This window comes from Mammaliicoccus sp. RAM2 (assembly GCF_045897195.1).
In the GTDB taxonomy this organism is placed as follows: Bacteria; Bacillota; Bacilli; order Staphylococcales; family Staphylococcaceae; genus Mammaliicoccus; species Mammaliicoccus sciuri.
On the sequence record NZ_JBJNWI010000004.1, the window covers coordinates 46,023 to 68,107 of the forward strand.

At 32.0% G+C, this 22,085-nt stretch carries 20 protein-coding genes and 2 pseudogenes; 5 read left to right on the forward strand and 17 right to left on the reverse strand.

Annotated elements, in window-relative coordinates:
* Together ACJTHF_RS07015 and lacG are read left to right on the forward strand one after the other, a co-directional pair.
* Positions 1–1,692 (forward strand): annotated as a pseudogene (locus tag ACJTHF_RS07015) (lactose/cellobiose PTS transporter subunit IIB).
* A gap of 17 nt (positions 1,693–1,709) precedes the next feature.
* Positions 1,710–3,125 (forward strand): annotated as a pseudogene (gene lacG, locus ACJTHF_RS07020) (6-phospho-beta-galactosidase).
* A gap of 50 nt (positions 3,126–3,175) precedes the next feature.
* Here lacG and lacD read toward each other — a convergent pair.
* The 6 genes from lacD to pepF form a co-directional block, all read right to left on the reverse strand.
* Positions 3,176–4,114 carry a tagatose-bisphosphate aldolase gene (lacD, locus tag ACJTHF_RS07025; RefSeq protein ID WP_106417349.1) on the reverse strand — a complete coding sequence of 313 codons (939 nt, stop codon included), beginning with the start codon at positions 4,112–4,114 and terminating at the stop codon, positions 3,176–3,178.
* A complete protein-coding gene (locus ACJTHF_RS07030) occupies positions 4,115–5,065 on the reverse strand; it encodes a 1-phosphofructokinase family hexose kinase (RefSeq protein ID WP_106417350.1) in 951 nt (316 codons plus the stop codon). It lies immediately after the preceding gene.
* Positions 5,062–5,589, reverse strand: a complete 528-nt coding sequence (lacB, locus tag ACJTHF_RS07035; RefSeq protein WP_058591294.1) for a galactose-6-phosphate isomerase subunit LacB — start codon at positions 5,587–5,589, stop codon at positions 5,062–5,064. The genes ACJTHF_RS07030 and lacB overlap by 4 nt, the downstream gene beginning before the upstream one ends.
* Before the next feature lie 12 nt (positions 5,590–5,601).
* On the reverse strand, positions 5,602–6,033 hold the full coding sequence (locus ACJTHF_RS07040) for an RpiB/LacA/LacB family sugar-phosphate isomerase (protein WP_106417351.1): 432 nt from the start codon (positions 6,031–6,033) through the stop codon (positions 5,602–5,604).
* 141 nt (positions 6,034–6,174) lie between these two features.
* A complete protein-coding gene (locus tag ACJTHF_RS07045; RefSeq protein ID WP_181294736.1) occupies positions 6,175–6,921 on the reverse strand; it encodes a DeoR/GlpR family DNA-binding transcription regulator in 747 nt (248 codons plus the stop codon).
* A gap of 206 nt (positions 6,922–7,127) precedes the next feature.
* A complete protein-coding gene (gene pepF / locus ACJTHF_RS07050; RefSeq protein ID WP_407812604.1) occupies positions 7,128–8,924 on the reverse strand; it encodes an oligoendopeptidase F in 1,797 nt (598 codons plus the stop codon).
* 272 nt (positions 8,925–9,196) lie between these two features.
* Here pepF and ACJTHF_RS07055 point away from each other — a divergent pair, with 272 nt between their 5' ends.
* On the forward strand, positions 9,197–9,538 hold the full coding sequence (locus tag ACJTHF_RS07055) for a hypothetical protein (RefSeq protein ID WP_025906054.1): 342 nt from the start codon (positions 9,197–9,199) through the stop codon (positions 9,536–9,538).
* A 496-nt stretch (positions 9,539–10,034) separates the two neighbouring features.
* On the opposite strand, the gene ACJTHF_RS07060 is transcribed toward ACJTHF_RS07055, so the two are convergent.
* Positions 10,035–10,613 carry a GNAT family N-acetyltransferase gene (locus ACJTHF_RS07060; protein ID WP_058591297.1) on the reverse strand — a complete coding sequence of 193 codons (579 nt, stop codon included), beginning with the start codon at positions 10,611–10,613 and terminating at the stop codon, positions 10,035–10,037.
* A 137-nt stretch (positions 10,614–10,750) separates the two neighbouring features.
* On the opposite strand from ACJTHF_RS07060, the gene ACJTHF_RS07065 reads away from it, so the two are divergent.
* A complete protein-coding gene (locus ACJTHF_RS07065) occupies positions 10,751–11,500 on the forward strand; it encodes a MerR family transcriptional regulator (RefSeq protein ID WP_088592370.1) in 750 nt (249 codons plus the stop codon).
* Positions 11,501–11,597: 97 nt separating this feature from the next.
* Complete coding sequence (locus tag ACJTHF_RS07070) at positions 11,598–12,122, forward strand: histidine phosphatase family protein (protein WP_232157159.1); 525 nt, start codon at positions 11,598–11,600, stop codon at positions 12,120–12,122.
* 152 nt (positions 12,123–12,274) lie between these two features.
* Here the strand turns inward: ACJTHF_RS07070 and ACJTHF_RS07075 are convergent, their stop codons facing one another.
* The 10 genes from ACJTHF_RS07075 to ACJTHF_RS07120 all read right to left on the reverse strand — a co-directional run bounded on the left by ACJTHF_RS07075 (position 12,275) and on the right by ACJTHF_RS07120 (position 22,016).
* Entirely contained in the window at positions 12,275–13,534 is a 1,260-nt protein-coding gene (locus ACJTHF_RS07075) for an aminoacyltransferase (protein ID WP_049318918.1), read from the reverse strand.
* Between the two features lie 32 nt (positions 13,535–13,566).
* Positions 13,567–14,820 carry an aminoacyltransferase gene (locus ACJTHF_RS07080; protein WP_058591300.1) on the reverse strand — a complete coding sequence of 418 codons (1,254 nt, stop codon included), beginning with the start codon at positions 14,818–14,820 and terminating at the stop codon, positions 13,567–13,569.
* A 145-nt stretch (positions 14,821–14,965) separates the two neighbouring features.
* Entirely contained in the window at positions 14,966–15,625 is a 660-nt protein-coding gene (locus ACJTHF_RS07085) for a type 1 glutamine amidotransferase domain-containing protein (protein WP_037587994.1), read from the reverse strand.
* 80 nt (positions 15,626–15,705) lie between these two features.
* Positions 15,706–16,437 carry a tryptophan synthase subunit alpha gene (gene trpA / locus ACJTHF_RS07090; protein WP_058591302.1) on the reverse strand — a complete coding sequence of 244 codons (732 nt, stop codon included), beginning with the start codon at positions 16,435–16,437 and terminating at the stop codon, positions 15,706–15,708.
* Positions 16,430–17,647 carry a tryptophan synthase subunit beta gene (gene trpB / locus ACJTHF_RS07095; RefSeq protein ID WP_088592736.1) on the reverse strand — a complete coding sequence of 406 codons (1,218 nt, stop codon included), beginning with the start codon at positions 17,645–17,647 and terminating at the stop codon, positions 16,430–16,432. Before trpB ends, trpA begins: the two co-directional genes overlap by 8 nt.
* A 5-nt stretch (positions 17,648–17,652) precedes the next feature.
* On the reverse strand, positions 17,653–18,270 hold the full coding sequence (locus ACJTHF_RS07100; RefSeq protein WP_232157160.1) for a phosphoribosylanthranilate isomerase: 618 nt from the start codon (positions 18,268–18,270) through the stop codon (positions 17,653–17,655).
* Positions 18,260–19,054, reverse strand: coding sequence for an indole-3-glycerol phosphate synthase TrpC (trpC, locus tag ACJTHF_RS07105; protein ID WP_058591304.1), 795 nt, complete (start codon positions 19,052–19,054; stop codon positions 18,260–18,262). Before trpC ends, ACJTHF_RS07100 begins: the two co-directional genes overlap by 11 nt.
* Positions 19,038–20,054, reverse strand: a complete 1,017-nt coding sequence (trpD, locus tag ACJTHF_RS07110; RefSeq protein ID WP_058591305.1) for an anthranilate phosphoribosyltransferase — start codon at positions 20,052–20,054, stop codon at positions 19,038–19,040. The genes trpC and trpD overlap by 17 nt, the downstream gene beginning before the upstream one ends.
* Positions 20,020–20,616 carry an anthranilate synthase component II gene (locus ACJTHF_RS07115; protein ID WP_078355765.1) on the reverse strand — a complete coding sequence of 199 codons (597 nt, stop codon included), beginning with the start codon at positions 20,614–20,616 and terminating at the stop codon, positions 20,020–20,022. The genes trpD and ACJTHF_RS07115 overlap by 35 nt, the downstream gene beginning before the upstream one ends.
* The gene (locus tag ACJTHF_RS07120; RefSeq protein WP_232157163.1) at positions 20,613–22,016 is read right to left on the reverse strand and encodes an anthranilate synthase component I; all 1,404 of its coding nucleotides are present in this window, start codon (positions 22,014–22,016) and stop codon (positions 20,613–20,615) included. Before ACJTHF_RS07120 ends, ACJTHF_RS07115 begins: the two co-directional genes overlap by 4 nt.
* Between the last annotated feature and the right edge of the window lie 69 nt (positions 22,017–22,085).

The window sequence follows — 22,085 nt, forward strand, 5'->3', positions numbered from 1 at the left end:
GTGAATAAGATAATTAAATTTATTGAAAAGATGAAACCATTTTTTGAGAAAGTGGCTTCTAATCCATACTTAACGGCAATTAGAGATGGCTTCGTTGCATTAATGCCAGTTATTTTATTTTCATCATTATTTATTTTAGTTGCTTACGTACCGAACGTTTGGGGATTCCATTGGCCAAAAAATATCGAAACAACCATTATGAAAGTGTATCAATTCACGATGGGTATGTTAGCACTTTATATGGCAGGAACCGTTACGAAATCATTAACTGACAATAAAAACTTAAAATTACCTAAAACGAACCAAATCAATGTCATTTCAACATTCGTAGCTGCTGAATCTTCATTACTAATTGTAGCGATGAACCCCGTTAAAGACGGTATAAGTATTGACATGCTTGGTACCAAAGGACTTATCGCGTCATTTATTGTAGCATTTATAATACCAAATATTTACAAATTCTTTATTGGTAGAAATATCACAATCAAGATGCCTCCTCAAGTACCCGGTAATATCGCACAAGCGTTTAAAGATATGATCCCGTTTGCCGCTTCTGTCGGTTTATTCTGAATTATTGATATCGCGATCCGTCAAATTGCGAATGGTAACTTAGCAGAATTGGCGACAATTATACTGTCACCATTATTTACTGCTGCGAATGGTTACTTAGGATTTGCGATTATCTTCGGATTTATTGCTTTCTTCTGGTTTATTGGTGTACATGGACCATCTGTAGTAGGTCCAGCTGTTATTGCAATTATGTATAACAACCAAGTTGAAAACTTAAGATTATTTAGAGAAGGTCAACATGCACATATTGCATTAACACAAAGTACGCAAGACTTTGTAGCACTTATTGGAGGTACAGGTGCCACATTCTTAGTTCCATATATATTCATATTCTTGTGTAAGTCTAAAGAACTTAAAGCTGTTGGTAAAGCGTCATTTATTCCTACAACATTTGCTGTAAATGAACCTTTACTATTTGGTGCACCAATAATTTTAAACCCAGTATTCATGATACCTTTTATTGTTACACCAATTCTAAACTCATGGGTATTGAAATTCTTTGTAGAGAATTTAGGTATGAATGGTTTCATGCATTTCTTACCATGGCCGACACCAGGACCTATAGGTATTTACATGGCATCTAACTTCGCGCCATTATCATTATTATTAATTGCCGTTATTATGATACTCGACTTTGTGATTTGGATGCCATTTATTAAAGCGTACGATCGCATAAAAGTGAGTGAAGAACGCGGTACGATTGAATGTCAAAATATTGTACAGCCTCAATCAAATGCAGAGTCAAACGAAAATAGTCAGTTAGAAACAACTGATACTATAGTTCAATATGACATTAAAGATCACGTCAATGTATTAGTCGTATGTGCTGGTGGTGGTACAAGTGGTATACTCGCTAATTCGTTAAATAAAGCTGCTAAAGAACAAAACATTCATTTAAATGCTACTGCGAGGGCATATGGTCAAGATATGGATTTAATTAAAGATATGAACATTGTTATATTAGCCCCTCAAATGAATTCAATGAAAAATGAAATGAAGAAATATACTGACCAACATAATGCTCTTCTTATGACAACAACAGGTAAAGAATATATTGTTCTTACAAGGGATGGAGAAGCAGCAATAGAGAAGATATACAAACTACTATCAGAAGAAAAATAAAACAAAGGAGTATAAGCATGTTAGAATTACCAAAAACTTTTGTACTAGGCGCTGCAACAGCAGCATACCAAGTCGAAGGGTCAAGCAAAGTAGATGGAAAGGGACGTGTGCTTTGGGATGAATTTTTAGAGAGACAAGGACGATTTAGCCCAGATCCAGCAAGTGATTTTTATAATCGATATGAAGAAGATATTAAATTAGCTTCAGAACATGGTATTAAAGCGTTAAGAATTTCTATTGCTTGGTCTCGCATATTTCCAAAAGGGTATGGGGATGTTAATCAAAAAGGGGTAGAATATTATAAAAATGTATTTGCGACGTGTCGTAAATATAATATCGAACCATATGTGACTTTACATCATTTTGATACGCCTGAAGAACTATTCAAAAAAGGGGATTGGTTATGTAAGGAAAACATCACGCATTTTGTGAACTATGCAGCATTTTGCTTTGAGACATTTAAAGAGGATGTTCAATATTGGATGACAATTAATGAACCTATCGCATATACTTTAGGTCAATATGTAATAGGCGCGTTTCCACCTGGTGAACAATATCAAGTCGTCAAGTGTCTCCAAGCTCAACATAATCTTATTGTTGCGCATAGTAAAGTAGTTAAACTATATAAAGAGAAAGGTTATAACGGAGAAATCGGTATTATACATGCTTTAACTCAAATATATCCAATTAATCAACAACCTGAAAATGTAAAAGCTGCTAAAATACAGGATACATTTATAAATGGACTTTTATTAGATGGTACATTTTTAGGAGAATATTCTAGTGAGAAAATGGAGGTCATTCATCATCTACTCAATATATATGATGGTTCATTAGATCTGACGGAAGAGGAAATGACAATCATTAAAGAAGCTAGTCAATTACAAGATTTCTTAGGTATCAATTATTATCAAAGTAATTGGGTTAAATCAAATGAAGCGGATAGCTTAATACATCATAATGGTACTGGGGATAAAGGTAGTTCGATTTTTAGACTTAAACAAATAGCTGAAATTGTTAAAAACCATGACGTTCCAACGACTGACTGGGATTGGTATATATATCCTAAAGGTTTATATGATATGATTATGCGCATTAAAGAAGACTATCCAAATTATAAAAAGCTTCTGATCACTGAGAATGGACTAGGGTATAAAGATCAATTTATAGATGAACAAACCATCATCGATGATCAACCACGTATAGACTATATAGCTGCTCATATAGAAAGCATTAGTGATGCGATTAAAGATGGTGTAAATGTAGCAGGTTATTTTGTTTGGTCATTGCAAGATATGTTTAGTTGGTCTAATGGTTATAATAAGTGATATGGATTATTCTATATAGACTTTGAAACACAGAAAAGATATATCAAGAAAAGTGCATTATGGTATAAAGCACTATCTGAGTCAATAGAGAAAGAAACAGAATAAAAAATTATATTAAACCCCGCTTCTAGATTAAATAGAAGCGGGGTTTTTAATTAACTTATAGCTGTTGCATATTGTTCAATCATTTTATTTAAATTTTGTATATTGGTTATACCTTCATTATTTAACCAAGCTTTGCATCCTTGTTCACCATCTTTAACATATACTCGAGTAGCGCCTGCCCATGTTGCTCTTCCACATAACACACCGTTAAATTTAGATTCTGATTCATAAGCAAATTTTAACGTTTCTTGGAATAAAGTAGGTGATACGCCTGCACTTAAAAAGATAAATGGTAAATGTGTTGCGTCTGATTGTTCTTTAAAATACTGTTGAGCTTGTGCTTTAGTATATACTGGATAATCTCCAAATCCTTCTACAAAATTCATATTAATTGGCACTTCCACTTTTAATACATCTACTTTAAAACGGTCTTCTGAGAATAATTTCATTGCATCAATAACTTTATGAGGTTTAACTTTTGCGTATGCTTCGCTTAAATTATCATCATTTGTTGCGTCATATGACACGATTTCTAAGAAAAATGGAATATCCAATGCGACACACTCAGCACCGACTCTTTCTACAAAGGCTTCTTTTTGTGCGTTGATTTCTTGTGATTCATCAATATCAAAATAAACGAGTAATTTAATGGCATCTGCACCTTGTTCTTTCAGTGCATGTGCAGACCATGTATTTAATAAATCAGGTAATCGACCAGGTGTCGCTTTATCATAGCCAGTCTTTTCATAAGCTAAGATTAAACCGCAATTAGGATGTCTTTCTTTTGAAGCGGGTAATCCATACTCAGGATCTAATAATATACTTGAAGAATATGCCGTTAATGTCTTAGATATTTGTACTTTAAAATCTTCTATCATTTCTGATTCTACATTTTCACCAAGCATTTTCTTTAATGCACCGCGTTGATCAATGGCAAGTGCAGCAATTTGGCCTAAATCGTTTGTGAGTTTTGATAAATTTTTAACCATTTAAAAACACTCCAATTGTTCAATTTTTATTTTTGCTAAATAATACTCAAAATTCTCTTTCGTTAAGAATCCAGTTTTCTGTTCTAAAGCATTAGCAATTCCAGCAGCCATTGCTGATTTAACAGCATAGTGAACATCTTGTTTATGTATGAGTCCATAACTAAATCCTGCTATAGAACTATCACCAGAACCAACTGCATTAACAGCTTTAATTTTAGGAATATTTACTTTATAAATTTGATGCTGATATTTATATAGTGCACCATTAGAACCAAGTGAAATCATGACACATGAAATTTGGCTTAAAAGAGGGGATTTCAATGCGTTTATAATCTCTTGATGATTATCTTGATCTTTCACATTAAAAAGCTGAGCCAATTCTTCGATATTAGGTTTAATTAAATAAGGTAAGCTTTGACCTTCATGATTTAATAAATCTTTTAAAGTATGACCATTAACGTCCAACAATACTTTCTTACCATGACTAACAGCGATATCGATAAGCGTCTGGTAAGCTTCAACGTTCATGCCTGGTAAAGCACTACCTGATATCGCAATCATGTCATGCGCTTGAATGAGTTCAGTCACATGTTGAATCAATAACTGAATATCTTCTTGCGTAATTGAATCTCCCGGTTCTAGTAATTCTGTTTGATGCGCTCCATTTAAAATCGCTATACATTGTCTCGATTCAATATTTGTTTCATAAAAATCATGTTTAATATGATCTTGATCTAAATCACGTTTAATAAATTCACCAGTAGTACCGCCGATAATGCCAGTTGCTAAATGATCAATGCCTAAAATGTTTGCCACTCTCGTAACATTCAATCCTTTGCCACCAGCCGTTTTAATAACAGTTTTAACGCGATTCGTACGGTTCAATTCAAAATGGTCTATCTGATAGGCGATATCCACTGAAGTATTTAATGTAATTGTTAATAATTTCAATGTTTCACCTCATCCACATATTCTCCTTTATTCCATTTATCAATATATTTGTTAAACTGATTCGCATCATATTGAACTTGGTCGTTTGTTAATAATTGATTCATACGTTCTATTAATTGATCTGATTCCGTTGTTTGGATATACTCTGCATTTATAAAGGTCTCAACGATATCTTTGATTAAATCAATGCCTGAAATCGTTCCACCGACACCGATAATATTGCAATTATATTTTTCTTTCGCTAAACGAGCGCTTGTAATGTCACGTACGAGCGCAACTCTCGCATTAGGTACTTTATTTGCTGAAACACTAATACCTACACCTGTACCACAAAGTACAACACCTAAGTCAGCTTTTCCTTCTGTCACAGCTTTTGCGACATTTACACCATAAATAGGGTAGTGTGTTCTTTGATGATCATAAGTTCCAACATCTATCACTTCATGACCAATACTTTTAATAAAATCTGATACTTTGATTTTTTCATCCGTAACGATATGATCGCATCCAATAGCTATCTTCATTTAACTTCCTCCTTAACACAAACTATTTAACATATCTATTCTGATTTGATGGCGGCCAGCATCATAAGATGATTCACCAAATGCTTTAGCACAATTAACCGCTAGAGTAGGGCCAACAATATCAGAAGCAAGGATCATAATTTTTGTATTGTTGTGACGTGCTGTCATACAAGCAGAACGATCATCTGAAACTGAAGCAGCAATTACATTTTTATGTTTGTTCGCGATAATGAAAGGTGCAATACCATAATCATCGATGATTAAAGCCTTAGCATCTTCATTATTTTTAATTGCTTCTATAGTATTTACAGTTACAGCAAACACATCGTCTTCAAGTGTTTCATCATACAAATCAATCCATTCAATGTTAGAATGAGATAGTTCCTGAATAATCTTGTCTTTTAAAGGGCTGGATTTACGAATACAATTAATAAAAACTTTCATATACATCCTCCTGTGTTTGTAATTGTTCGTTTTTGTTAATTATAATATAAAATCAAACATACTTTCTGTCAACAAAAAAAGCAATATAAAATAGCGTTATGCTATTCTATATTGCTTTTCTTTTTAATATTCATTTTATAACTACTTAATCTTGTTTGGATATGTGTTTAATATTTTTTCACTTACATCATCATCTGATATAACAGCATCGACATCGTTAATATTATAGAAGTTATATAATGCTTGAACACCAAATTTTGTGCTGTCTGCTGTGATATATTTAAGCTTTGCATTTTCTAAAATGATATGAATGCCTTTGCCTTCTTCTTCATTAGCAGTTGTTAATTTCTGACCATATATACCGTTAACACCGACAAATGCTTTTGCTACATGAAAGTCTTCCATCATTTTGTTCGCAAAGTGTCCGATAAATGTACCCGTTTTGGATCTAAATCGACCACCTACGAGTAATACATCAATGTTTGATAAATCTTTATATTGTAAGAATATATCAAGCGAATTCGTAAATATGCTTAAGTTCTTGTCTTTTATAAAATCAAATATAAGTTCATTTGTAGAACCTGAACCGATAAAAATAATATCTTCATTATGAATGAGTTCGCCACACTTTTGAGCGATTTTCATTTTATTAGAAACATTGATGGTTTGCTTTTCTTTATGTGACTTTTCATTATATAAGTTATCTTCAATTAATTTAGCGCCACCATGAATTCTATTTAACAAACCATTGTTTTCTAGTTCTTGTAAATCTCTTCTTATTGTCATTTCAGCAACGTTCATCTTCTCTGAAAGGGAAGATACTTTCACAGACATATTATTTTTAAGTTCATCCATTATAAAACGGTGCCTATCAACTTTTAATTTCACTTGTGATCCTCCTATATATTAACTTTTTAATAAGTTCGAATTTGTTTGATTATATTGTAACACAAATAATATTAAAATTAGAATAATATATAATACGGTTATTTAATAAGGAATGTTTATATTAGACATGAATAGCTTATGACATAAAAATGTAGAGACTGACACCATAAGATGTCCTAGTCTCTACATTAATCTTAGATAAGATATTATTCAATTTCGTTTGTGAGTGATTCTAGCTCATCAATTAAGCGACCGATATACGCGATTGTTTCTTTAAGTGGTTTATCTGTTGTAATATCGATACTTGCCATTTGAGCAAGTTCAACAGGAGATATAGAGCCACCAGCTTTTAAAACGTTTAACCAATCTTCAACAGCAGGTTGTCCTTCTTTTTCAATTCTTTGACTCATAGCAGTTCCTATCGTTAAACCTGCAGAATACGTATAAGGATATAAGCCCATATAATAATGTGGTTGGCGCATCCATGTTAATTCTGCACCTTCTGTTATTTCTACTTCGTCTCCCCAGAAATCAGAAATAACTTGTTTCTTAATACTATTTAAAAGTGGGGCAGTGAGTGCCTCACCTTTATCAACGTGTCTATAAACTTCTCTTTGATATTTAGCTTCTAACAAATGTGTAACCATATTATGATAGTACGTTCTTGAAATAATTGAGCTAATAACCCAACGTTTAAATTTCGGATCATCTGATTTCTTCAATAAACTATTAGCCATTAACATTTCATTCATTGTTGATGGTGCTTTTACAAAATACATAGAACAATCAGCTTGATATACATTTTGATGTGCATTTGCTAAATTAAAGTGTCCTGCATGACCAAGTTCATGTGCTAATACAAATACTTCAGTCATCTTACTTGTCCATGAAATAAATATGAATGGGTTAACACCGTATGGGCTTGCGCAATAAGCACCTGTTTGTTTCCCTTTGTTTTGAGGGAAGTCAATCCAACGTTTATCATAACTATCATTAACCATTTGCATATAATCTTCACCAAGCACACTCAATGCTTCTTTAATATATTCTTTAGAACCTTCAATTGATACATCTGGTTCATAAGTAGGGTCTAACGATATACGTAAATCTTCAAATTTCAATTTATCTAGGTTATTTGTACGTTTAAGTAATTGCGCATATCTTCTCATATGTGGTGCTAATTCTTCTGAAATAACATCAATTTGACGATCGTACATTTCTCTCGTTACATCTTGTGATTCTAATAAGAAATCAATAACAGAATCATAACCACGTAATTCAGATTCAATTTTTTCTTTTTGAACATGAGCGTTGTACGTTGCTGCAGTCGTATTTTCATAACGGCGTAGCGACTCACTAAATTTCTTGAATGCATTACGTCTAACTTCTGTATTAGACTCAACTTCGTAATCACCTTCAAATGATACATAATCTAAAGGTATTTCTTCTCCATTCGCTTCAAAAGTACCAAACTCAATATCTAACATCTTCGTAATACCATATAATTCATATGGCGCACCAAAAGTAGGTGAGAAGGTTGCTAACGCTTTTTCTACTTCAGGATGTAATGTATGTTCTTTTTGACGTTTTAACAACGTTAAATATTTAGGATACTCAGACTGCTTAATTAAAGCATTGAATGCTTCATCATCTAATTGCAAAATTTCTGACTCTACAAATGATAATAAACCAGCTACTTTTCCATATGTAGTAGAAAATTGTGCAGCTACTTTTTGACTTTGTTCATCTGTCGTATCAGTCGAATAAAGTAATTCTGCATATGTACTTAAGTGAATAATACTTACGATAAGATCAGCTTGTTCACGTAAAGCAGATTCAATCGTTGATATTTCATTTAACTGATTCACATATTTGCTATTAAATGCTGTAACGTTCTCAACTAATTCATTTAATGCACTAAAAAATGCATCATTGTCTTGATACAAACTTGAAAGATCCCATGTTTCTTGAACAGGAACTTCACTTCTTAATAATTGTCCCATCAAATCACCCTTTTTTAAAATTTACTTATTTATGTACTTATGTACATATTATACATGTAAACATCTTCTACGTCATATGATACAACGTACCATTCGAACAATTCATCTTGCTCATCATGGTCATAATTGTGCGCTTATGTCCGTAAAATTTAAACAAAATTGCAAATGTACAATTAAATTTATATGAATAAATCAAATTTCTATCTATAATGTAATTAAACATAAATAAAAGGGGTATAGACCAGTACAACTAGATAAAGGAGGCGTGCATCTTGAACATTTTTGATTTTCCAAACTACTTATGGATTTCATTTGTCGTCGTTATTGTTTTTTCTGTATTATCATCATTAATACTAAAAAAACACGTCATCAGTGCAATTTTGACATTTGTCGTATTAGGTATGATCGCATTTATATTACCTAATTTTTATGATATTACATACGAACCATTATTAGGCTATGCCGCATTTATGGCAATCGTAAGTTTATTTGTATGCTTATTAACATGGTACTTAATGAGAAAGAATCAAAAAAGATTAGCTGAAAAACATAGTCAAGATGAAACAATAGAAGATGGACGTCAATTTAATGAATTAAAAAGACGTAATAAATAGGGAGCGGGACAGAAATCTAATTTAGATAAAAAGATTTCGTAGTCCCGCCCCGGCAAGGATGACTAGAATTGAAAAAAGCTTGGTACAAGCGCATTTTCAATTCAGACACCTATTGCCAAGATACTAGAAGAGTCTGAGACATTACATTATGTCCCAGACTTTTTTGATTGATTGGTCGGGCGTTGTCAACACTTCTGGCTAAACTTGTTTATAACAGGGCTCTTGTGAACACTTCTCGCCAATCTTGTTCGTAACGGGGGCGTTATTTACAAAACTCGGCTGAACTGTTACTAAGGATACCCATAGTTACAAAAGTCGGTCGAAGTGTTACTATGGACCGCTATAATTACAAAACTCAGCTGAAGTGTTACTAAGGATAGCCATAGTTACAAAACTTGGACGAACTGTTACTAACACACTCGTTATTTGCACTTCTTATCAAAACTGCTAATAACAACTGAGATATTTCTATATATCCCAGTCGCTTTTTCTTTCTTTATTTAAAATATACAGGTGTCGTGATTGCATAGAGTGCTTCGTTAATAATATTTTGTTGGTCTGCGCTTAAATCTGAGTTCTTTAATGTTCCTTCTCGTTCATACCCACATCTTTCAATGGTGTTAATGCTTCTTATATTTTTAACATCTATGTATGCTTCTATTCTTACAAATCCATGGTTTTCTATAACATGTTGTGTAATATATTGAATAGCTTCTGTTATATAACCTTTGCCTAGACCTGAATTGACTGCCCAATAGCCAATTTCACATGATGGTAATCTTAAATCGATATCTTGAAGGACAACTGATCCTACAAATTGCATCGTATCTTTTTCAAAGATAAAATATCTAAAATATTCTTTGTTATACTGTGGGTCAGTTGATTTATTAAGAAAATCAGTCACTTTATATTCATCGAATTGATAATTGAAGAATGCTACCCAATCTTTCAATGTATTAACTGAGTTAAGCATTTCGTCCTTTATTGTCTCTTTATATGAAAAAACTTGTTCTCCAGCTAGTAGTATTAAACGAGATGTTTCTAATTTTGATTCAAGTTGTATCTCTTTATTCATTATAAAACTCCTGACTTACGTGATATTCTATATGTATTATAACATGTACGAAATTGACTTTATTTATTTTTTTGATTATATTGTTGACTCTAACGTAACGTAAGACTTTATAGTAGGGTTATGAGGAGGTTAAGTAAATGGAAATGACTGTTAAAGAAATTGCTCAATTAGTCGGTATAAGTGTGCGCACGCTTCACCATTATGATGAAATTAATTTACTAAATCCGTCTAATGTATCATCATCTGGTTATCGATTGTATTCAGACGAGAATGTAGACAGATTACAGCAAATTTTATTTTTTAAAGAGCTTGATTTTCCTCTCAAAAAGATAAAAGAAATTCTTGATGATCCTTCGTTTGATAAAGAAGAAGCATTAAATATGCATAAAAAGATGCTCATCAATAAAAGAACAAGAATTGATCAAATGATTCAAACGATAGATCAAACGACTAAACATATGAAAGGAGAAATTAACATGACGAATGAAGATAAATTTATAGGATTTGAGTTTAATCAGAATGAATATGAAGCTGAGGCACGTGAAAAGTGGGGGAATAAAACTGTAGATAAAGCGAACAATCGTATTAATAGTTGGTCTAAAGAAGAAAAAGCTTCAAAAGAAGAAGAAATGAATGATATTTTTAGAGCATTTGCAGCAAACAGAAATGAATCTCCAGACTCAGAAATTGCTCAATCAATTGTACAAAGATGGTACACATATTTAAATTCTAATATTGATTGCGAGTATAGTTTAGAAGTATTTGGTAGTATCGGTGATATGTATGTAAGTGATGAAAGATTTACTAAAAATATCAATAAATTTGGTGACGGTACCGCACAATTTGCTAGTAAAGCAATTGCAAGTTATGTCAAAATGAATCAATAGCATGAACTACTATAAATCGAATTTATTTCGATTTATAGTAGTTTTTATTTATAATGATGTATGATATGCTTTCCTAAAATCTATTTGGAGTGATTTAATGATTTATGTATTAAGACATTGCAAAGCTACTGGACAAGACTTTGATGCAGCTTTAACGATAGATGGCATTAAGTCAGCACAACAATTAGTAACTGTACTAGCTAAACTCAATATTGACCATATATATGTCAGTAAAATGAATCGTACATATGAATCAATCAAACCATATTTAACGAAATACCAAACACCATTAACTTATGATAGCCGTTTAAATGAGCGCATATTAAGTGACTTACCAATAGATAATTGGCTAACTGAGCTTAAAATGACTTTCAGTGACTTTAATTATCGGATACATAATGGCGAAACAAGTTTAGAAGCTCAACAGCGAATTTTAGAAGTATTTAAGTCGATACCAGTAAATGAACATGCATTAATCGTTACACATGGAAACATCATGTCATTATTACTAAATCATTTTGATAAACAATTTGGCTTTGATGAATGGAAAGCTTTAAAGAATCCAGATCTATATGCAATTGATGAATCGTCACAAATAAAACATGTAACAATAAATAGTTAGATATATATGTAGAATAGGCGTCCCCTAAGACAATGTACTTAACTTCCTATAATATATATTATGTAAACTAATTAATCGAATAAATATGATATATGCCACTAACCCTATATTTAACACAAAAAAGCTGAAAGTTGAATTTCAGCTTTTTTTGATTACTTTTTAATTTTAGATCGTACTTTTTGAATTACATTGTGTAAGAAATATTTTTTCTTATTGATTGGTTTATAGAAATCTCCGATTAATTCTTCGATTTGAACGTTAAATCCTCGTTTAAATCGATATACACCGTAATCTTCGCTATCTTCAGTGAAATCTCCTGATAATCCGTAAAAATTGTATCTATCGAATCCATTTTCGAAACAATAGTTAATCATATGCCAGTGCATCATATATGGACCCATAAAGTGATTGTATTTTTCACTTGAGCCACCTGAGAAATAATTGATTTCATATGCATTTTCAAAGAATACACCTGATGCTAAGTTTAAGATTTCGCCATCTGTTTTAATAAGTTCGCTAGTTTCTAATAATTCTTTCTGTGCATGGTCGATTAAACGATCAGTTTCAGCAATTTTCTTTAATTGTTTTTCAGATTTGTTTTCTTTTGCCATCATTTGGTCACGTTTTGTTTCTAATTCATTTAGATTCTCTTGTGTTGATTGAATATATTCATTTAAATCGATATATGCTAATGGTACTAATGCTTTAGAACCATATGTATCAATAAAGTTTAAGAAATATTCATCTGTCTTAGAAATAAAGCCAGCTCTTTCTTCTGTTTCTCTATATAATTTAAAGAATATATCTAATTCATCGCGTTCTAAGAAACGTACTTTAACACCGTAATTATGTGCTTTATTGACGTTACGTTTTCTTTGGCTATCGAATCCTTTTTTAACTTCTGCTAATGTTTTATCTTTTAAGTTCAAGACACCCATCCATCTTACTTGGCTTGATGGATCATATTTAGTCGTAAAGCCGTGATGGTCATAGCCTAGTGATTTAATTAAATCAACGATTTGGTCATTAGCGCCATCTTCTTTAATTTGTTTAATATCTTTATCATATATATTGTAAATCCAGTATGGGTCGACTTTAACATATAGACATTGATGTTGTTTTAAGTACTTTTCAAGTGCTTTGAAGTAATATGTCACTAAATCTAGATTGCTATAATCCATTACCGGACCACGATTTGAATAATACACATAACTACCTAATGTTGGTATTTTTGAGAATAGACTTGCTGCAACTACCTGATTATTCTCATCTTTAACACCTAATAATACAACTTGAAAACCATCATTTTCCCTCGTCTTGATGTTTTCTTTTACTTGAAAGTAGTGACTTTCGTATCGACTATCAGATACGAACTCATCATATTCAGTAACCGTTAATTCTGTAAATTTCATATTATCTAAATTCCTCTCTTACTGAAAATCATTTATTTTTTTAATACTTTTTTTAGTGTTGTATATGCTTTGTACGCTGGTTTATTAATTGGTTTAACGAAATCACCAATATATTCATAAACATCTGCATTGTAACCTTTTTTAAATTTAATAACGCCAACATCAGGTGCATCTTCTGAGAAGTCTCCGCTGATACCATAGAAGTTATAACGGTCAATATTGTGATCTAATGCGTATTTAATCATTTCCCACTGAATTGCATAACTACCTGCAAAGTGACGATATTCATTAGATGAACCACCTGCATAATATACAACTTCAAATGGATTAATAATAAAGAAACCAGCTGCAATTGGTAATGTATCACCATGTTCTTGTTGTAGTTGACGTGCTTCTTCTAATTTAGCTTCATTTGCTTCTCTTTGTTGTTTTAAGTTGTCTATTTTATTAATCGTTTTTTGATTATCTGGTTTCTTTTCTAAATCTTTTTCAGCTTTTGCAATATCTTTGTTGTATTGTTCATGTTCTTTTTCTAATTGTGGAATGTAAGTTTCAAAGTCTATATATGCTAAAGGAATCTTTACATTTTCAAAGTATTTTAATCTATTGTAATAGAAGTCATCGCCACGATCGTTGAAATCTTTCTTCTCTGTAGTATCTTCCATAAATTGACGGAATATTGGCATTTCATCTTTAGATAGAAAACGAACTTTAACACCATTTTTTTGAACTTTTTTAGTATTTCTTTTTCTTAAACTGTCCATGTTCTTGATGAGCGTCTTTTCGTCCATACCTTCTAAATCAAGTACAGAATGCCATCTAATTTGATGTATTGGGTGGAAACCAGTTGTGAAGCCTTGGTGTTCATAACCTAATGATTCAAATTGTTTAATTAAACCATCACGGTTGAATGATTTTTTAATATTGCCATCATGATCTCTTAGTTGATATGGCAAGTAAGGATCGATTCTAAAGAATAATCCTTTATAACTTTTTAAATAGCTCACGATTTCTTTAAAGAAAAAGTCAACAAGTTCTTTGTTGTCATAATCCATTACTGGTCCTCTATTTGAGTAAAAGTAATTAAATTTCTTCATAACTGGTACACTTGTTAACAGACACGCAGCTAATACTTCACCTTGATTATCTTTGACCCCTACTAAATGTGTTGAAGTACCTTCAGATGTTTTTAATTCATAATTACCTACTGCTTGTGTAAAATGCGCGTACGGCATTTTATTTGTAAAAGCTTCAAATTCACCAGTTGTTAAATTTGTAAATTTCATTTATACAATACTCCCAATCTCATTTTTATGTATTTATTACAATTATACAATATTTTGTCTTTATTCTAAAATAATACTCATTACTATACCATTATTTCATAAATAAAAACCTACCATATGGCAGGTTTTTATTTATATTGCTTAACTATTTTAATACATTCACAAATTTTTCGGCAACCTCTTCACTCGAATTTGGATTTTGTCCTGTGACAAATTTACCGTCTGCAACTGTATGCGATTCAAAATCAGCACCTTTAACGAATCGAGCACCTTGTTTTTCAAGTTGTGTTTGTAGTAAAAATGGTACATCATTTTCTAAATTCATTGCTTTTTCTTCACTATCTGTAAAAGCAGTTAATTTAACACCATCCACTAAATAGTTCCCATTAGGAAGCTTAGCGCCTACAAATGCACTTGGACCATGGCATACTGCACCAATCACCTTATCGTTATTTCTATAATATGCTAGCATATCTTCCAAGTCTTCATTATTTGGGAAGTCAAATACTGTTCCATGACCACCAGGTAAGAATATGCCATCATAACTCTCAAACACGATGTCTCTAATACTATATGTTTGTTGTAACTTTTCTAATACGTCATGATATTCTTTAGCTTCGTCATTTTGAGTTGAATTTGGATCTATCGGAACACTGCCACCTTTTACAGATGCAATATCCACTTCTAATCCATTTTTAATAAATACTTTATAAGGAATTGCTGCTTCTTCTAGCCATAACCCAGTTGGTTTACCATCTTTAAATTGAGATGCATTTGTAACAACTATGAGAACTTTTTTGCTCATTAAAAACACTCCTTTTCATTTGTTAATGTCGATTATACATGAAGTGTGTTTCTTTTTCTTCTATTAAGGGTTATGCATTTTTAATCTTCATCTAATGCTTTTCTAATACTTTGCAAATATGCTTGAGTTTGTTCTATTGAATCATTTTTTAATCTTTTAACAATTTCGCTACCAATCACAATGCCGTCACTAAATGCCTTTATTTCTTTAGCATGTTCTTCAGTTCTAATACCAAATCCACAAACAACAGGTACACTAGCGTGTTGTTGTATAAATTTAATTTTATCTTTTAAAGATTCATGGAAGCCTCTGCCATCACCAGTCGTCGCATTCATTGTCACTGTGTAAATAAAGCCTTCCGCATGTTCGGCTATTTGTTTAATTCTTTCATCACTAGAAGTCATCGCAATTAAAGAAATTAATTTAATGTTTTTAGGTTGTAAATACTTTTTAAATCTTTGTCCAAGTTCAAATGGTAAATCTGGAATGATTAAACCGTAAACATTCGCTTCAGCAATTCGTTCTATAAAAGCGTCAACACCATAAGCATCAATTAAATTATAATAAGTCATAAATAAATATGGCGTATTGATTTCATCTTTATGTTCGATCAGTTGATCAATGATTTTATTAACAGACATACCTTGTTTAATCGCTTCTTGTCCAGCCGCCATAATCGTTGGGCCATCAGCTACAGGATCCGAGAAAGGTAAACCAATTTCTATATAATCTGCACCATTTTCGTCCATAAGCTTGACTGAATCTATAAAATCTTTGTTTCCCATGACATATGGTATAAATAATTTACGCATGATGATCCCCCTTCTCTTGCATATACTTTCTAATCGTTTCCATATCTTTATCTCCTCTACCAGAAACTGTCACAACAATAATTTCATCTTTATCCATTGTTGGTGCTAGTTTCTCAACGTAACTCAACGCGTGTGCACTTTCTATAGCTGGAATAATACCTTCTAACTGTGTAAATTTAATAAGCGCATCCATCGCTTCAGTATCACTTGCATTCGGATATTGAACACGACCAATATTGTTATAATAACTATGTTCCGGACCTACACCTGGATAATCTAATCCCGCTGAAATAGAGTGCGCAAGTTCGACTTGTCCATTTTCATCTTGAATTAAATACATTCTAGAACCATGTAATACACCTGGTTTCCCTTTTTCAATAGCTAAAGCATGTTTAGTAGTATCTATACCTTCACCAGCAGCTTCAACGCCGAATAATTTAACAGATTCATCATTTACAAACGGATAAAATGTACCAATTGCATTTGAACCGCCACCAATACATGCAACAACTGCATCTGGTAATCGAGATTCTTTCTCTAATATTTGTTTCTTAATTTCTTTACCAATCACACTTTGTAAATCTCTTACGATAGTTGGGAATGGATGAGGACCTAACGCCGATCCAAGTAAATAATGTGTATCTTCAACATGTGAAACCCAATATTGTAAAGCTTTATTTACTGCATCTGATAACGTACCTTGTCCGTCTGTTACAGGTACAACTTTAGCACCTAATAATTCCATTCTGAAAACATTTAATGCTTGTCTTTCAATATCTTCTTCACCCATAAATACAATAAGTTCCATATCAAACAACGCTGCAATTGTTGCACTCGCTACACCATGTTGACCAGCACCAGTTTCAGCAACGAGCTTTCTTTTACCCATTTTCTTTGCAATAAGCGCTTGTCCTAATGCGTTATTGATTTTGTGAGCGCCAGTATGATTTAAATCTTCTCTTTTTAAGTATATTTTTGCGCCGCCAAGTGCTTCTGTATAACGCTCAGCATATGTTAAAGGTGTTTCTCTACCTACATAATCCTTTAAATAATCATTTAATGTTTCATGAAATTCCGGATCATTTTTTAATTGTTGATACGTATCGTTTAATTCTTGTATAGCTGGCATTAATGTTTCTGGTACATATTGTCCACCAAATTCTCCGAAAAATCCTAATTCATCTGCTTCTAATTGTATATTTTTATTCAATTCAATCATCCCTTTACATATGTTAGTAATGCTTTAATTTTCTCTTTATCTTTTTGACCATTCGTTTCAATTCCACTTGATATGTCATAACCATTATGGTTAAAGTTTAATGATTCAATTTGTTTAATTTTATCTATATTAATACCACCAGCAATTAAATACGGAATATTGTTTAATGCATTTAATATAGACCAGTCATAAGATACTCCTGTACCACCATAATCTTTTGAAGGCGTATCAATTAAAAATAAATCTACTTCATTTTTAAAAGCTTCTATATTAGTAAGTAATTGATCATTAGCGGGTAAAGCTTTATAAATTTTAATATGCGGATACTTTTCTTTAACCTCTTGTATAAATGATACAGATTCATCACCATGAAATTGAAGTGTATTAATAGAAGTTTCTCGAATAAGTTCATCAATTTCTACCATCGTTAAATTCACAACGACAGCTACGATATCAATCGTTTGGGGAATGTCTTTACTTAATGACTTTATTTCTTCAACAGATACATATCGTTTACTTTTTGGATACGTGATAAATCCAATTGCATCGACATGATTTAAGACAGCTGTTTCTATAGTAACTTTTTCTTGAAAGCCACAACATTTAATAAACATGTTGCTCACCTTGTTTTTCTAGTCGTAAACTTGGTAGAAATTCATCTAAGTGTGGATGTTTCATTAGCGACTCCCCAATTAATGCGCCATCAATACCACTGCTGATAATACTTTTTACATCATCTAAAGTACGAATACCACTTTCAGAAATGTATGTTACACCTGGTTTAATTTGCGTTAAGATCTCATTCGTATGTTTAACGTCTGTGACAAATCTTTTTAAGTCACGATTATTAACGCCAATTAATTGTGCACCAATTTCATGTGCAATATTGAGTTCTTCTTTATCATGCACTTCGACAAGTACTTCTAAACCTTTTTCTGTTGCATATGCGTATAAAGTTTCGAGTTCTTCTTTTGATAAAATATTCACGATTAATAATACAATAGAGGCACCAACATGATGTGCTAAATCAATTTGTCTTTTATCAATGATAAAATCTTTACATAAAACAGGTAATGTCGTCTTAGTTGTTAAATTTTGTAATCTCTCATAACTACCATCGAAATATTTTTCATCCGTTAATATAGATATAGCAGAAGCACCGTATTGTTCATATAATTTTATTTGAGTAGCCATATCTCGTTTCGGAATATCTGATACTGTAGGACTTTTTGCTTTTAATTCAGCAATGATATTCAACTTATTATCATGCTGTGTACGACTTAAGAAAGATGTTTTGTGTTGTACATCCACTTTCTCCAATGTGTTTAATTTTTGTTCATAATATTGATTATTTAGTAATGTTTTTTTATATTCTACAATCTCATCCAATATTGTCATAAACTTTTCCTCCTACAGCTTCTAATATATTTAATGCATGTTTATCATCTATTAAAGACTCTACTAACGTAATACCTTCTTTTATAGAGTCTACTTTTTGACCGGCATATAACGCTAAAGCAGCATTTAATACAACGACATCTCTTTTAGGACCATGATCTTGTCCTGTTAATATGTCTAAAGTAATGACTTTGTTTTCTTCAGGTGTTCCACCTTTTAATGATTCGTTAGGTGCTGATTGTAATCCGTATTCTTCAGCATTTACAGTATAATGTTTAATGCCTTCATCTTGAGATACTTCATATATAATGTTGTCACCAGATAAAGTTGCTTCGTCCATGCCACCTGCACCATGCACGATAATGGCACGTTTTCTTCCTAATTTATAAATTGCTTCAGCAATAATTTTAAGTTTCGTTTCATCATAAACGCCCATCACTTGATAATCTAAATGATACGGATGAATCATTGGTCCAAGTAAATTAAATGTTGTTGGTGTTGGTATTGATTTACGAACAGGTTGAACAGTCTTCATAATCGGATACGTTTCAGTTGCACTTAAAAATGCTAAATTTGTTTCGTTTACTTTTTCTGTCGCATCTTTAATAGGTGTTGTTTGAATATTTAAAGCAGATAAGATATCAATGCTACCTGTTTTAGATGTAATACTTTTATTACCATGTTTCAAAACTTTCAAGCCAGCTGCCGCAACAACAAATGAAGCGGTTGTTGAAATATTAAAGCTGCCAGAATGGTCTCCACCCGTGCCACAAACACAAATACTATCTTCTAAATAAGGTCTTTCTTTATATGTTGTTTCGATTAAACTTTGACTTAAGTTCGATAATTCATCTGATGTTTCACCTTTCATACTTAATGCTACTAAATGTGCAACCTTCAATGATACATCTGCTTGTTCATCCATCATTAAATCTACAAATGATTTCATTTCTTGTTGCGATAAATCATGATACTGAATGAGTTGTTTTAACGTGTTCATAATTTGCACCTTCCCTTGTTATATCGATAAAAGCTTTTATAATTTCATTTCCATAATCTGAAGCAAATGATTCAGGATGAAATTGTATTCCGAAATGTGGTTCTAATTTATGTTCAAATGATTGTATGGAATCTCTCGTTCTTCCTGTAATTTTCAAAGTGCTCGGAAATTTTTTTTCATCACTAATTAATGAGTGATATCTCATAATATTAAAATGCTGTTCGCATTCTTGATACAATTTAGAAGTTTCAATAATATCAATTTGATCAACTTTACCGTGCTTAACTTCTTTCCCAACGACAACTTCTCCACCGTAATAAGTCGTTAATGCTTGAGCGCCTAAACAAATACCTAATATCGGTTTATCTTTATATGCTTCTATTAAATTTTTTAAGTCTTCTGTATCATCAGGATGACCAGGTCCTGGAGATATAACCAATCCATCAATATTTAAATTGAACGGTGCCTCATCCGGATGATAGATTAAGACGTCATCATGTTGCTTAATTAAATCTACTAAGTTATATGTGAATGAATCGTAATTATCAATTACTAATATCATGGTGTAACCTCCAATAAACTTTTTGCTTTGATCATCGTTTCTTTTAATTCTTTTTGTGGGTTTGAATCATATACAACACCACAGCCAGCTTCTACATTTACATATTTGTTATCAACAACCATCGTTCTAATTGTTAAAGCAAAATCTAAATCATGGTTGCAATTAATATAGCCAACACCACCAGCGTAAATACCGCGTTTTCTTTTTCTGCTTTCATAAATTCTTGTGATTGCTCTCGTCTTAGGTGCACCAGATACTGTTCCTGCTGGTAATAAAGCTGTAATCATTTGAAGCGGTGTAATTTCTGGTCTAATTTTACCTTCGACGATTGAGACGATATGCATAACATGTTCAAATCTTTCAACAGTCATTAACTTAGGCATATATACTGAACCTGTTTGAGCAATCATATTTAAATCATTTCTTCCAAGATCGACAAGCATACGGTGTTCAGCTAATTCTTTTTCATCTGTAATCAGTGCAACCTCATTTTGTTTATCTTCTTCTTCTGTTTGACCCCTCTTATTAGTACCTGCTATTGGGTTTGTTGTAATGATATTACCTTGTTTCTTAATGAAACTTTCTGGTGAAGATCCAATGATGCTTCTTTCTTCATCGTCAATGTAATACATATATGGACTTGGGTTTTGTCTTTTTAAATTTTTATAAATTTGAAGTTTCAAAGTATCTTTATTTTGTTCATTAAAGTAATGTTTATATTTATAAATTCTTGAAGGTACGACTTGGAACATATCACCTTGACTAATAAGCGATTTATAATATTCGACTTCTTTCATAAAATCTTCTTCACTAATATTAGTTTCAAGTTCACCTCTTGATGTATGTTCAATTTTATTTTGAAATAGTGAAATATCTTTTAATGTTTCAACCATTTTATTGAGCTCATGCTCAACTTGTGCTTCCGTATTCTGACTAAATAAGTTAGATGCGATAACAAACAATTCTTCTTTAAAATGATCAAATACGTATACAGATTCAACAAGATTAAATGAAGCGTCTGGAATATCTGATTGCAATTCAATTTGCTTAAGTAATTTATTTTGATATCTAATTAAATCGAAGCTACAATACCCGATCATGCCAGATACAAATGGTAAATGTGTTAAAACTTCTGGAACTTCGTCAACTTTCATATCATTGATGAAATCCTCTAGTGATTCATATGGACGTTCATTTACAAGTTGTTCTTCTTCATTTATAAATATTTGTAAATAATCATCATATAAATTCACTTTTCCAACAGCTTCGAACGCTACAATTGAAAATCTACCTTTCATTTGGTCTGTGCTTGCACTTTCTAAAATCATTTTCTTACGATTTATTTGTCCTAAAGTTTCTGGGGTAATATCAGCATTTAACTTTTTAAATTTAATAATCATCTTAATCCTCCTTAATAAAAAAACCGCGCATAAACATCCTAATCAAACAGGACGCTTATGCGCGGTACC

Bases quoted from the DNA above. Each gene is read 5' to 3' on its own strand.
- lacD (WP_106417349.1), bottom strand. From the start codon at position 4,114: ATGGTTAAAAATTTATCAAAACTCACAAACGATTTAGGCCAAATTGCT.
- lacB (WP_058591294.1), bottom strand. From the start codon at position 5,589: ATGAAGATAGCTATTGGATGCGATCATATCGTTACGGATGAAAAAATC.
- ACJTHF_RS07040 (WP_106417351.1), bottom strand. From the start codon at position 6,033: ATGAAAGTTTTTATTAATTGTATTCGTAAATCCAGCCCTTTAAAAGAC.
- pepF (WP_407812604.1), bottom strand. From the start codon at position 8,924: ATGGGACAATTATTAAGAAGTGAAGTTCCTGTTCAAGAAACATGGGAT.
- ACJTHF_RS07060 (WP_058591297.1), bottom strand. From the start codon at position 10,613: ATGAATAAAGAGATACAACTTGAATCAAAATTAGAAACATCTCGTTTA.
- ACJTHF_RS07065 (WP_088592370.1), top strand. From the start codon at position 10,751: ATGGAAATGACTGTTAAAGAAATTGCTCAATTAGTCGGTATAAGTGTG.
- ACJTHF_RS07070 (WP_232157159.1), top strand. From the start codon at position 11,598: ATGATTTATGTATTAAGACATTGCAAAGCTACTGGACAAGACTTTGAT.
- ACJTHF_RS07075 (WP_049318918.1), bottom strand. From the start codon at position 13,534: ATGAAATTTACAGAATTAACGGTTACTGAATATGATGAGTTCGTATCT.
- ACJTHF_RS07080 (WP_058591300.1), bottom strand. From the start codon at position 14,820: ATGAAATTTACAAATTTAACAACTGGTGAATTTGAAGCTTTTACAAAT.
- ACJTHF_RS07085 (WP_037587994.1), bottom strand. From the start codon at position 15,625: ATGAGCAAAAAAGTTCTCATAGTTGTTACAAATGCATCTCAATTTAAA.
- trpA (WP_058591302.1), bottom strand. From the start codon at position 16,437: ATGCGTAAATTATTTATACCATATGTCATGGGAAACAAAGATTTTATA.
- ACJTHF_RS07100 (WP_232157160.1), bottom strand. From the start codon at position 18,270: ATGTTTATTAAATGTTGTGGCTTTCAAGAAAAAGTTACTATAGAAACA.
- trpC (WP_058591304.1), bottom strand. From the start codon at position 19,054: ATGACAATATTGGATGAGATTGTAGAATATAAAAAAACATTACTAAAT.
- trpD (WP_058591305.1), bottom strand. From the start codon at position 20,054: ATGAACACGTTAAAACAACTCATTCAGTATCATGATTTATCGCAACAA.
- ACJTHF_RS07115 (WP_078355765.1), bottom strand. From the start codon at position 20,616: ATGATATTAGTAATTGATAATTACGATTCATTCACATATAACTTAGTA.
- ACJTHF_RS07120 (WP_232157163.1), bottom strand. From the start codon at position 22,016: ATGATTATTAAATTTAAAAAGTTAAATGCTGATATTACCCCAGAAACT.